This is a genomic window from Arthrobacter sp. M2012083, assembly GCF_000281065.1.
Classification (GTDB): Bacteria; Actinomycetota; Actinomycetes; order Actinomycetales; family Micrococcaceae; genus Arthrobacter.
The window spans coordinates 224,770-235,649 of record NZ_AKKK01000025.1 but is presented as its reverse complement, the minus strand read 5'-3'; the positions used below and the strand labels follow the sequence as shown (position 1 = coordinate 235,649).

Genomic DNA, 10,880 nt, shown 5'->3' with positions numbered 1-10,880 from the left:
CCCCCCCCCCCCCCCACCACTACCCCCGCATCCACCTCCGACGGCGGATAGGCGAGCCTAGCCATGCTGGTCACGGCGGGCTGCCAGTGCTTGGCTTGATGCATGGCCTCCACAGAAACTGCCACCACGCACGGGAATGAACCACACCGGGACGATCTGGCCCACCGCTTGAACTGGTTGCGGGCCGGAGTCCTCGGCGCCAATGATGGGATCGTGTCCGTCGCAGCGATTGTGGTGGGTGTGGCAGGAGCCACCACCAGCACAGGCAGCATCCTCGCCGCAGGCACCGCAGGCCTGGTGGGTGGCGCCATCTCCATGGCTCTGGGTGAATACGTCTCAGTCAGCAGCCAAAGCGACACCCAAAAAGCGTTGATCGAAAAAGAAAAACGCGAACTGGCGGAGCAACCGGAGGATGAACTCGAAGAGCTGGCAGCGATCTACGAGGCCAAAGGGCTCAGCACCAAGACAGCCCGGGCCGTCGCGCAGGAACTGACCGAGCACGACGCGTTGGCCGCCCACCTCTCGGCCGAGCTGAACATCCATGAAGACGACATCGTCAGTCCTTGGAACGCAGCCCTGGCTTCTGCCGTTGCATTCACCTTGGGAGCGGCGCTTCCCATGCTGGCCATTCTGTTGCCTCCACCGGAGCTGCGGGTGCCCCTGACGTTCATTGCAGTCCTGTTGGCCTTGGCGATCACCGGCGCCGTTGGTGCTTGGATCGGCGGCGCTGCCCGTTTCCGCGCAGCGGCCCGGGTGGTCCTCGGAGGAGCTTTAGCGCTGGCCGCCACGTTCTCGATAGGAACCCTGTTGGGAGCCAGCGGCGTTTTCTAGGAAGCTCGCGTTGACTCGGAGTTAGGCTGTTGGCGTGACCCTTCACGCGATGATTCCCATTCCGGGCGACCTCCACTCCCGGTACAACCGCGACTCCGCGGGCAGGGATTGGCTGGCCAGCCTCCCGGGGCTTATCTCAACCGCGTTGGATCGCTGGCAGCTATCGGTGGACCTGGCGCCTGGCGCTCAGCCTTGGAACGGTCACGGAGCCCTGGTGGTACCTGTCCTTCGGAGCGGCGCACCCGCAGCACTGAAGATCGCTTTCCCCCACGAAGAAGCTCTGGTGGAGCGCCACGCGCTGGCGCTCTGGAATGGCCGCGGCGCGGTTCGCCTGCTTGCGTCCGACGACGCAAGTTGCTCGATGTTGCTCGAACGCCTCGATGCCTCCCGCTGGCTCCAGGACGCCCCACTGGATGAAGCCAGGGACGTGTGGGGCACCATCATGCGCGAGCTCTCGATCCAGCCCGATGACCGACTCGAGTGGCGCGCTTTCGACCATGTTGCTGCAACAGCCGAGCGGTGGAGCGATGAACTCCCCGCAGAGTGGGAACACTTGGACCGCCCCTTCCCCAGGTGGCTGCTGGAGGCGGCACTGGAGGTGTGCCAAACGCGCGGGGCCGTGGGACGCCGTTCCGGCAGGGATGTCCTGGTGCATACCGACCTTCACTTCATGAATATCCTTGCCACCACATCTGCCGAAGAACTGTCCCTCCGCGGAGACTTTCTGGCCATAGATCCCCAACCACAGATTGGCGAGGCGGAGTTCGCCGTCGCCCCCATCCTGTGGAACCGCATCCACGACCTTCCGCGGACCGATGCGGAGGCCGGGTTGCTGGAGCGGTGCCAGGACTTCAGCCACGCCGCTGGATTGGACCCTGAGGTTGCCCGCCAATGGAGCATCGCCCGCGAGGTGCAGAACGCATTGTGGTACGCCGCAAAGCCCGGACACGGCGGTGACCTTGCGCGCTCCCTCTGGGTCGCCAGCACCCTCGCCGGCAGCACACTGGACAACCTGCCATCGCCCCACGACCTCCCCGAGCCCGGCGAAGCGGCCTGACACCAGGGCACTCCTGGCCGCAGCTGTCCTACGCTGCGAAGTTCTCATTCCAGACGTCCGTGCCAAGTTTAATGATCAGCGCAGCCACCACCACCAGGAAAACGAGGCGTACAAACTTACTTCCCCTCGCCACGGCGGTTCTGGCCCCAAGATAGCCGCCCGCCATGTTAGCCAGGCCCAGGAGTAGTCCCACGCCCCAGAGCAACGAGCCGTGCGGGAGGAAGAAAATCAACGCTCCGGCATTGGTTGCCATGTTAACGATTTTTGCTTTTGCGCTGGCCTCGAGGAAGGCATAGCCCATCGCCGAAACGAGGGCAATCACCAGGAACGAGCCAGTACCGGGGCCGATCAGACCGTCATAAAAGCCGATGACGCCACCGATGAGGCAGGCCACCACGTAATGCTTATGGCCATCGTGGCGGAGCGCGGTCAGTTCACCGGCGCTGGGACGCACGGCAGTGAAAACAGCGACGGCGATCAGCGCCACAACAATGATCGGTTTGAAGACGCTGGCCGGAAGAGACGCGGCAAGGATGGCCCCACCGAAGCTCCCGGCAAGTGCGATGACCGCCATGGGAATCGCGGTCTTGAGATCCGGGCCGACGCGGCGATAGTAGGTGACCGCGCTTGTGGTGGTCCCAAAGATGGAGCCCATCTTGTTCGTGGCCAAGGCCTGGACGGGCGTGATGCCCGGGACCAGCAGCAGGGCGGGGAGCTGAATCAGTCCCCCGCCCCCAACTACGGCGTCAACCCAGCCTGCTGCGAATCCGGCCACCACAATCAGGATGAGTGTGGTGAGCTGGATCGATTCGAAGCCGGAAATCACCGGGTTCGTACAGCGTTGACCACGTAATCCACGGCTTTGTCCACCGAAATGTTCTCGGCTTCGCCGCTGCGGCGGTCCTTGATTTCTACGACACCGTCCACCAGGCCGCGGCCAACGGCCAGGATGGTGGGCACACCCACGAGTTCGGCATCGCCGAACTTCACGCCGGGAGATACCTTCGGGCGGTCGTCGAAAATGACGTCCAGGCCGGCAGCTTCAAGCTCAGCCGAGAGCCTTTCAGCTGCTTCGAAAATCTCGTCGCCGCGGCCGACTGCCACGACGTGCACATCTGCCGGAGCCACGGAGCGCGGCCACACGAGGCCGCGGTCGTCATGGTTTGCTTCGGCCAGCGCTGCGACAGCACGCGTCACGCCAACGCCGTAGGAGCCCATGGTGACAACCTGCTGCTTGCCGTTTTGATCCAGGACCTTCAGGTCCAGAGCCTCGGCGTACTTACGACCGAGCTGGAAAATGTGGCCCATTTCGATGCCACGAGCGGTCTCAAGTGGTCCGGAGCCGTCCGGGGCGGGATCGCCGGCACGCACGTCAGTGCTTTCGATGACGCCGTCCCATGTGAAGTCGCGACCGGCGACCAATCCGAAGACGTGCTTGCCCTCGGCATTGGCACCGGTCACCCAGCTGGTGCCGGAGACAACCCGGGGATCCACAAGGAAGAGCACCTTGGAGGACCCTTCGAGGCCGAGGACGGGCTCGTCGAGGGACAGGCCCGGTCCGATGTAGCCCTTGACCAGCCACGGCAGCTTCTTGAGGTCCTCTTCGTTGGCAGCCTCGAGGCCGATTTCGCCGGCGACGGGCAGGTGGGATCCGATGTTGGCTTCCACGCGCTTGAGGTCCACGCCGCGGTCGCCGGGAACGCCGATAACCACGATCTGACGGTCACCGGTGGGCAGCGTGACGGCGAGGACAACATTCTTGAGCGTGTCAGCGGCAGTCCAGGGGCCGCCGTCGGCCTCGCTTCGGGGAGCGAGTTGATTGGCGGCGTCCACCAAAGTATCGATGGTGGGAGTGTTCGGGGTGTCCAGGACCTCGGCGGCCGGAGCGTTGGTGTAATCGATATCGTCCGGCACCACGGTGGTCACGGCTTCAACATTGGCGTAGTAGCCGCCGGCCGAGCGCACGAACGTGTCCTCGCCAATCTCGGTGGGGAACAGGAATTCCTCGCTCTTGGAGCCACCCATGGCACCAGCGGTGGCGGCAACGGGAATGACCTCCAGGCCCAGGCGCGCAAAGATCTTCAGGTAAGCACCCCGGTGGGCGGCGTAGCTTGCGTCCAAGCCGGCGTCGTCAATGTCGAAGGAGTAGGAGTCCTTCATGATGAACTCGCGGCCACGGAGGAGTCCTGCCCGCGGACGCGCTTCATCGCGGTACTTGTTCTGGATCTGGTAGAGGCTCAGCGGCAGGTCCTTGTACGAGGAGTACAGGTCCTTGACCAAGAGCGTGAACATCTCCTCGTGCGTGGGAGCAAGGAGGTAGTCCGCACCCTTGCGGTCCTGGAGGCGGAAGAGGCCTTCGCCGTATTCGGTCCAACGGTTGGTGGCTTCATAAGGCTCACGTGGAAGCAGTGCCGGGAAGTGGACTTCCTGGGCTCCGATGGCGGACATTTCCTGGCGGACAATCTCCTCCACCTTCCGCAGGACGCTCAGCCCCAGCGGCAGCCACGTGTAGATACCGGGTGCAGCGCGGCGGATGTAGCCGGCGCGAACCAGGAGCTTGTGGCTTGCGACCTCGGCGTCGACGGGATCTTCACGCAGGGTGCGCAGGAACAGCTGGGAAAGGCGAAGGACCACGGGTACGTATCCGTTTCTATGGCAGATGTGGCAAAAACAACTGCCTACTAATCTACCGGCTGACGGCAGGGCCGCTTGAACGGGGCCGCATCGCGTTCGAACAGCCTGAACACAGAAGAGCCACGCCGTCGCGTTTGGAAGCCCCTGGCCGCAACCGGCTGGTCATCCTGCGATGGCGTGGCTCAGCGGCCGGCCGGCCGCAGACTCTGTCCTGGGACTAGATCGCCGTTCCCTCCAGCGGAACGGGATCGGCTGCGGCTGGGAAGCATTGGTCACTGCCGAACACACGGATGGTACGGCCGCCACTGGCGCCCTTCAAGGACTTGTTCATGATTCCCCCTGTACCACCCGTACCCCAACGACACGGCTTGGGAAGAACCTATGTGATAGCGGACACATTTTCAAGGACTGCCTTCGCTGTCGGGCCCTTGACCTGCATCTTCGCTGGATCTAGCTTTAATTCATCAGTTGGTGAATTAATTGAGCCATCGGAGGCCCGCATGACACCCGCCCCATCGGCCATCGAGGCGACGGGACTTCATGTCTCCCGTTCACGCACCAAGATCCTTCGAGGCCTGGACTTCACGGTTGGCGCCGGTCGCATCACCGGGCTTTTGGGCCCTTCCGGAAGCGGCAAAACGACGCTCATGAGGGCAATCGTCGGCGTCCAGCGAATCACTCGGGGCACCGTTAACGTCCTCGGCCGACCGGCAGGCAGCGCACCGCTCAGGCACGACGTCGGTTACGTCACCCAAGGCGCGAGCGTTTATGGAGACCTCAGCGTTGAAGCGAACGTTCGGTACTTCGGAGCCATGCACGGCGCAACGGCGGCCGATGCAGCCGAAGCAATCGCCGCCGTCGGGCTTCAGGAGTTTGCCCGCCAGAAGGCGGCGGACCTGTCCGGCGGGCAATTCAGCCGGGTGTCCCTTGCATGTGCTTTGGTGGCCCATCCGCAGCTCCTGATTTTGGACGAGCCTACTGTGGGGCTGGATCCCGTACTTCGCGCCGAGTTGTGGGAGCGATTCGGCGCCATGGCTGCCGGCGGAACCACCCTGCTGGTGTCCAGCCACGTCATGGAGGAAGCTTCCCACTGTTCCTCACTCCTGCTGCTGCGCGATGGCCTGCTCCTGGCGCAACTGACTCCTGCAGAGCTGGCCGAACGCGGCGGGAGCGACGATCTGGAGCGGGCGTTCCTGACCATCATCAAAGCCGCTGAGCAGGCCATCAAGGGCGCTCATCGGGGCCAGGAAGAGAGCCAGGTGACGCCATGAATCTCCGCATGACCCTTGCCACCACCACCCGGGTCCTGGGACAACTGAGGCACGACCGTAGGAGCGTCGCACTGATCCTCGTGGTTCCGGCACTACTCCTGACCGCGGTCTATTTCCTCTTCGAGAACGAAACACTCCCACCCGGGTTCCCCCGCACCTTCGACCGCGTGGGCCTGATGATGTTGGCGATCTTCCCCTTCGTGGTGATGTTCCTGGTCACGTCCATCACCATGCTTCGGGAACGCACCTCCGGGACTCTCGAACGCCTTCTGACCACCCCGATCCACAAGGCAGACCTGCTGTTTGGCTACGCCCTGGCCTTCTCCATCATGGCCGCCCTGCAATCCTTGGTGGCAACAGCCGTGGCCTACTGGATTTTCGACCTCGACATCAAAGGAAGTCCCGGCTTCGTGGTGATGATCGCCGTGATCAACGCCGTCTTGGGCGTCGCATTGGGGCTCTTGTGTTCAGCGTTCGCCCGCACCGAGTTCCAGGCCGTGCAGTTCATGCCCGTGGTGGTGGTGCCGCAAATCCTGTTGTGCGGCCTGTTCGTGGCCCGTGACGATATGAACGAGGCCCTGGGAGCAATCTCCGGTGCTTTGCCGCTCACGTTCTCCGTGGACGCGCTGCAGGAGATCGCCGGGAATGCCGAAGCCACATCAGCGATGTGGCAGGACGCCCTGATCATGGGCGGGATCGTTGTAGGAGTCCTGGTCCTGGCATCACTGACCCTTCGGCGGCAGACCCGATGAGCCTCCCGCAGGCACGTCGGGGCCGTCGCAGCGCAGGCGATCATTCGCGCGAAGCCATCCTCGCAGCTGCACGGAAACTGTTCGCTGAGCAGGGATTCGAAGGGACAAGCCTGCGGCAAGTAGCCCGCGAGTCATCGGTGGATCCGGCTATGGTGCACCACTTTTTCGGGGGCAAGGACGAGCTTTTTGCCGCCAGCGTGGAGTTGCCCGCTGATCCGGCAGAAGTACTTGCCGGCGTCGATACCCTGGACCCGGACGTAAGGGCTGAAGCGATTGTCCGGGCCGTACTGCGGCTATGGGAAAGCCCAGCTCAGCACGGCCTGGTGGCCTTCGTCCGGGGAACCATCGGCTCCAAGGCCAAGACGGCACTCATGCGCGAAATGGTCACCCGCACCATCCTGTCCAGGATCATGGCAGGGCTGCCAGGTTCACCCGAGGAAGTGCGCGTGCGCGGAAATCTTGTGGCCACCCAAGTGGTAGGGCTGATGCTGGTCCGCTACGTGATCAGGCTTGAGCCCCTTGCCTCGGCGGATCAGGAAGACGTGGTCCGCTTCGTTGCACCAAATATCCAGCGCTACCTCACAGGAGACCTGGACACGTCCAAGTAGCTTGCAGTTGTGGCTAGAACAGCACCGTCGCGAAGGTGCCCACTTGTTCGAAGCCAACCCGTTCATATGTGGCGCGGGCTTTGGCGTTGTAGTCATTTACGTAAAGGCTCGTCACCGGGGCGAAGGTCCGCGAGAGATTCACGACGGCGGCCATGTAGCCACCGCTTTGGCCGCGGCCCCGCAATTCGGGGTTCATCCATACGCCTTGAACCTGGGTGACCTCCCGCGTGACTGCCCCCAACTCGGCCTTGAAGACCACAGTGCCATCGGCATCGATGTGGACCAAGGAATGGCCCTCGCGAATAAGGCCAGCGACGCGCCTGCTGTAGAACTCCTGCCCTCCGAGGAAAGGCGAGTAGCCAACTTCTTCTTCGAACATGGCTGCGCAGGCGGGCAGGATGCGATCGAAATCCGCCATGGTGCCGAATGTCAGCGCAGGGTTGGCGCCAATGACAGGTGGACTGGAAATGGTGAGTAGCGGTTGCTGGGAGCGAACTTCGTGGGCACCGTGACCCAATTGCTCGAATCGCGTATAGAGGGCCAGGACAGTTTCCGCCGGACCAAAAATTGACGCGTAGCGGCGGCCTGTTTCGTGTGCCGCGGTAGCCACATATCCCGCCAGGCCGGGATCGAGCTGCACAGGGACCAGGTTGGCTCCCGCCCAACACGCGCCAAGGAGCGTGTCGCCGTCGAAGACTCCGAAAATACTGGCACCGCCGCTGGTGGGCGCCGCTGTTCCGGTGCTTTCCAGGTGGGCGAGGATGAAGACGTTAGCTACCACGTCTTCCCGGGCCAGGGCGCGAAGAGCCAGGGTGTCGGCACTGCCGAGCACCCTGACTCCCAAGCCGTTCTCGTTACGAGACGCTAACCACGGGGCTACCCTTGACAGCATCTTCGCCATCGGCCTCCCCCATCTCTTCGGCGATGCGCATGGCTTCTTCGATCAGTGTCTCAACAATTTCGCTCTCAGGCACAGTCTTGATGACTTCGCCCTTCACGAAAATCTGGCCCTTGCCGTTTCCGGAGGCCACGCCGAGGTCCGCTTCACGGGCCTCACCGGGTCCGTTGACGACGCAACCCATGACGGCAACGCGCAACGGGATCTCCATGCCTTCCAAACCGGCCGTTACCTGCTCCGCCAACGTGTACACGTCCACCTGCGCGCGGCCACAGGACGGGCACGAGACGATTTCAAGCTTGCGCGGGCGAAGGTTCAGGGATTGCAGGATCTGGTTGCCCACCTTGATTTCTTCCACGGGCGGAGCCGAGAGGGAAACACGGATGGTGTCGCCAATGCCGCGGGACAGGAGTGCACCGAAAGCTGTTGCCGACTTGATAGTGCCCTGGAATGCCGGCCCGGCCTCGGTCACGCCGAGGTGCAAGGGCCAGTCGCCCTTCTCGGCCAGCATCTCGTACGCGGCCACCATGATCACGGGATCGTTGTGCTTAACGGAGATTTTGAAATCGTGGAAACCGTGCTCTTCGAACAGCGAGGCTTCCCAGACGGCGGACTCAACAAGTGCCTCCGGGGTTGCCTTGCCGTACTTCTTCATGATGCCGGGTTCAAGGGAGCCTGCGTTCACACCGATCCGGATGGACGTTCCATGGTCACGCGCGGCTGCGGCAATTTCCTTGACTTGGTCATCGAACTTGCGGATATTTCCCGGGTTGACGCGAACTGCCGCGCATCCGGCTTCAATTGCGGCAAATACGTACTTCGGCTGGAAGTGGATATCCGCGATCACGGGGATCTGGGACTTGCGGGCGATGATCGGCAGAGCCTCGGCATCGTCGGCAGACGGGCAGGCAACACGCACGATGTCGCAGCCGGACGCCGTCAGCTCCGCAATCTGCTGCAGCGTGGCGTTGATATCCGTGGTGGGCGTGGTGGTCATGGACTGCACGCTGATGGGCGAGTCAGAACCGACGCCAACCGACCCTACCTTGATCTGTCGCGTCTTACGGCGCGGGGCAAGGACGGGGGGTGGGGCTGCTGGCATTCCCAGGCTGACCGAGGTCACGTGGACTCCTTGGGTTGGGGTGGATCGTTGTGGTGGAGAACGTCCGGACTAGGACGCGTGGGGAGCCAGGACGCCGATGATGGGCGCCCATTCCGTGGTGCGGATGCCGGCGATAACTCCGGCTTCGGCAAACGGATCCTGCTTGAGGAGGTCATTGAGTTCGGCTTCGTCCGCGGACTTGAAAATCAGCAGAGCGCCGGCCCCGTCACCGTAGGGGCCGCTGGCCAGCAGCTTGCCTTCCTCGGCCAGATCGCCGAGCCAGGCACGGTGTGCGGGGCGGGCTTCGTCGCGGAGGGCGCCGGAATCGGCGACGTATACATACTCAACAGCGAAAACAGTCATGGAGCTAGCCTATCCCGCCTACTCAGCCGAAAATGTTCACGGGCTTGACGATGTCCGCGTAGATCAGGAGGGCGCCCATGGCCATCAGCAGCGCCGCAACCACGTAGGTGGCTGGCAGCAGCTTGGCGATGTCGAACGCTCCCGGGTCCGGTTTACCCAGTAGCTTGGCCACCCGGCGTCGGGCCCCTTCGTAGAGCGCACCGGCTACATGGCCGCCGTCGAGGGGCAGAAGGGGAATGAGGTTGAAGATCGCCAGGGCGAAGTTGAGTCCGGCGAGCAACCCGATCAGGGTGCCGATGCGGGCTTGCATGGGCACCTGTTCCATGGCCGCGACTTCACCCGCTACCCGGCCCACACCCACAACGCTGATGGGTCCGTTCGGGTCGCGGGGCTCTTCGCTGAAGGCCGCTTTCGCCACTCCAACCACTCTGGCCGGCAGGTTGAAGATCACACCGGATATCTGCTTGATGTTCTCTCCGGCCATGGGCAGAACGGCCGACGCCGGTTGGGGAACCAATTCACTGCGGGCCCCGATCCCCAGGAATCCGACTTCCTGGTATTTCAGCACCCCGTTGGCGTCCTGCTCAGGCCGGCCGTCGGCCCCGACCACGGGCCGTGAGGAGAGTACGGGCGTCACGGTAGTTTCCACCGTTGCTCCGTTCCGTTCCACAGTGATGGGCACGTCCCTTCCGGCGGACGCACGGATCCAGCTGGTGAGTTCGTCCCAGCTGGTGACGGCCTTTCCGTCGAAGGAAGTAATGGTGTCCTGAGGCTGGAGGCCCGCCGCCGCGGCGGGAGTCAGTTTGCAATCGGCGGAGTCGGGGTCCACGGTCTCCCCTGCGGCAACCTGGCACTTGGAAACGTCCGCGATGGTGGTAGTTGCTGTTGCCATGCCGAAGCCCATGAGCAGGACCGCCAGCAGTATCAACCCGATCAGCATGTTCATGGCAGGGCCGCCGAGCATGACGATGATCTTCTTCCAGACGGGTAGCTTGTAGAAGACGCGGTTTTCGTCTCCAGGTCCCACTTCCTCATGCGCCATGGAGCGCGCCTCAGTGGCGAGTGTCTGGAACATCCCTGTGCTGGAGGGGCGGACAGCGCCGTCTTCCTTGTTCGGCGGGTACATGCCGATCATGGAGACGTAGCCGCCCAACGGAAGAGCCTTAAAGCCGTACTCGGTCTCGCCCTTCTTCTTGGACCACAGGGTGGGTCCAAAACCAATCATGTACTTGGTGACGCGCACTTTGAACAGCTTGGCTGGAACCAGGTGGCCCACCTCGTGAAGCGCAATGGAAACAGCTACGCCGATCGCGACGAAGACGACTCCGAGAATGAAGAGAAGGACGGGACTCATACCGGTGGGA

Annotated in this window: 11 protein-coding genes; 5 read left to right on the top strand and 6 right to left on the bottom strand. The window is 63.1% G+C overall.

Features of this window, described 5'->3' with window-relative positions; all coding sequences use genetic code 11:
• Positions 1–102: 102 nt before the first annotated feature.
• Together A477_RS0113205 and A477_RS0113200 are read left to right on the top strand one after the other, a co-directional pair.
• Positions 103–831 carry a VIT1/CCC1 transporter family protein gene (locus A477_RS0113205; protein ID WP_017199457.1) on the top strand — a complete coding sequence of 243 codons (729 nt, stop codon included), beginning with the start codon at positions 103–105 and terminating at the stop codon, positions 829–831.
• 49 nt (positions 832–880) lie between these two features.
• A complete protein-coding gene (locus A477_RS0113200) occupies positions 881–1,888 on the top strand; it encodes an aminoglycoside phosphotransferase family protein (RefSeq protein ID WP_044568825.1) in 1,008 nt (335 codons plus the stop codon).
• A gap of 28 nt (positions 1,889–1,916) precedes the next feature.
• Here A477_RS0113200 and A477_RS0113195 read toward each other — a convergent pair whose 3' ends face one another.
• Together A477_RS0113195 and A477_RS0113190 are read right to left on the bottom strand one after the other, a co-directional pair.
• Positions 1,917–2,714 (bottom strand): sulfite exporter TauE/SafE family protein, encoded by a 798-nt coding sequence (locus A477_RS0113195; protein WP_017199455.1) that lies wholly within the window; start codon positions 2,712–2,714, stop codon positions 1,917–1,919.
• Positions 2,711–4,522, bottom strand: coding sequence for a proline--tRNA ligase (locus A477_RS0113190; protein ID WP_017199454.1), 1,812 nt, complete (start codon positions 4,520–4,522; stop codon positions 2,711–2,713). The genes A477_RS0113195 and A477_RS0113190 overlap by 4 nt, the downstream gene beginning before the upstream one ends.
• A 500-nt stretch (positions 4,523–5,022) precedes the next feature.
• Here A477_RS0113190 and A477_RS0113180 point away from each other — a divergent pair, with 500 nt between their 5' ends.
• Genes A477_RS0113180 through A477_RS0113170 form a run of 3 tightly spaced genes read left to right on the top strand, consistent with a single transcriptional unit; the run spans position 5,023 to position 7,153 of the window.
• Positions 5,023–5,793, top strand: a complete 771-nt coding sequence (locus tag A477_RS0113180; RefSeq protein WP_017199452.1) for an ABC transporter ATP-binding protein — start codon at positions 5,023–5,025, stop codon at positions 5,791–5,793.
• Positions 5,794–5,801: 8 nt separating this feature from the next.
• The gene (locus A477_RS0113175; RefSeq protein ID WP_044568824.1) at positions 5,802–6,545 is read left to right on the top strand and encodes an ABC transporter permease; all 744 of its coding nucleotides are present in this window, start codon (positions 5,802–5,804) and stop codon (positions 6,543–6,545) included.
• On the top strand, positions 6,542–7,153 hold the full coding sequence (locus A477_RS0113170; protein ID WP_017199450.1) for a TetR/AcrR family transcriptional regulator: 612 nt from the start codon (positions 6,542–6,544) through the stop codon (positions 7,151–7,153). The genes A477_RS0113175 and A477_RS0113170 overlap by 4 nt, the downstream gene beginning before the upstream one ends.
• A 13-nt stretch (positions 7,154–7,166) precedes the next feature.
• On the opposite strand, the gene A477_RS0113165 is transcribed toward A477_RS0113170, so the two are convergent.
• From A477_RS0113165 to A477_RS0113150, 4 genes are read right to left on the bottom strand one after another with little or no spacing between them, the layout of a single operon-like run.
• Entirely contained in the window at positions 7,167–8,045 is an 879-nt protein-coding gene (locus A477_RS0113165) for a GNAT family N-acetyltransferase (RefSeq protein WP_026005598.1), read from the bottom strand.
• The gene (gene ispG / locus A477_RS0113160; RefSeq protein ID WP_011774258.1) at positions 8,008–9,174 is read right to left on the bottom strand and encodes a flavodoxin-dependent (E)-4-hydroxy-3-methylbut-2-enyl-diphosphate synthase; all 1,167 of its coding nucleotides are present in this window, start codon (positions 9,172–9,174) and stop codon (positions 8,008–8,010) included. Before ispG ends, A477_RS0113165 begins: the two co-directional genes overlap by 38 nt.
• Before the next feature lie 48 nt (positions 9,175–9,222).
• Positions 9,223–9,516, bottom strand: a complete 294-nt coding sequence (locus tag A477_RS0113155; RefSeq protein WP_017199448.1) for a YciI family protein — start codon at positions 9,514–9,516, stop codon at positions 9,223–9,225.
• Between the two features lie 22 nt (positions 9,517–9,538).
• Positions 9,539–10,870: a M50 family metallopeptidase gene (locus A477_RS0113150; protein WP_017199447.1), complete on the bottom strand. Its 1,332-nt coding sequence runs from the start codon at positions 10,868–10,870 to the stop codon at positions 9,539–9,541.
• Between the last annotated feature and the right edge of the window lie 10 nt (positions 10,871–10,880).

Excerpts from the sequence above, each read along its gene's own strand:
- A477_RS0113205 (WP_017199457.1), top strand. The coding sequence starts at position 103 with ATGGCCTCCACAGAAACTGCCACCACGCACGGGAATGAACCACACCGG.
- A477_RS0113200 (WP_044568825.1), top strand. The coding sequence starts at position 881 with ATGATTCCCATTCCGGGCGACCTCCACTCCCGGTACAACCGCGACTCC.
- A477_RS0113180 (WP_017199452.1), top strand. The coding sequence starts at position 5,023 with ATGACACCCGCCCCATCGGCCATCGAGGCGACGGGACTTCATGTCTCC.
- A477_RS0113175 (WP_044568824.1), top strand. The coding sequence starts at position 5,802 with ATGACCCTTGCCACCACCACCCGGGTCCTGGGACAACTGAGGCACGAC.
- A477_RS0113170 (WP_017199450.1), top strand. The coding sequence starts at position 6,542 with ATGAGCCTCCCGCAGGCACGTCGGGGCCGTCGCAGCGCAGGCGATCAT.
- A477_RS0113165 (WP_026005598.1), bottom strand. The coding sequence starts at position 8,045 with ATGCTGTCAAGGGTAGCCCCGTGGTTAGCGTCTCGTAACGAGAACGGC.
- A477_RS0113155 (WP_017199448.1), bottom strand. The coding sequence starts at position 9,516 with ATGACTGTTTTCGCTGTTGAGTATGTATACGTCGCCGATTCCGGCGCC.
- A477_RS0113150 (WP_017199447.1), bottom strand. The coding sequence starts at position 10,870 with ATGAGTCCCGTCCTTCTCTTCATTCTCGGAGTCGTCTTCGTCGCGATC.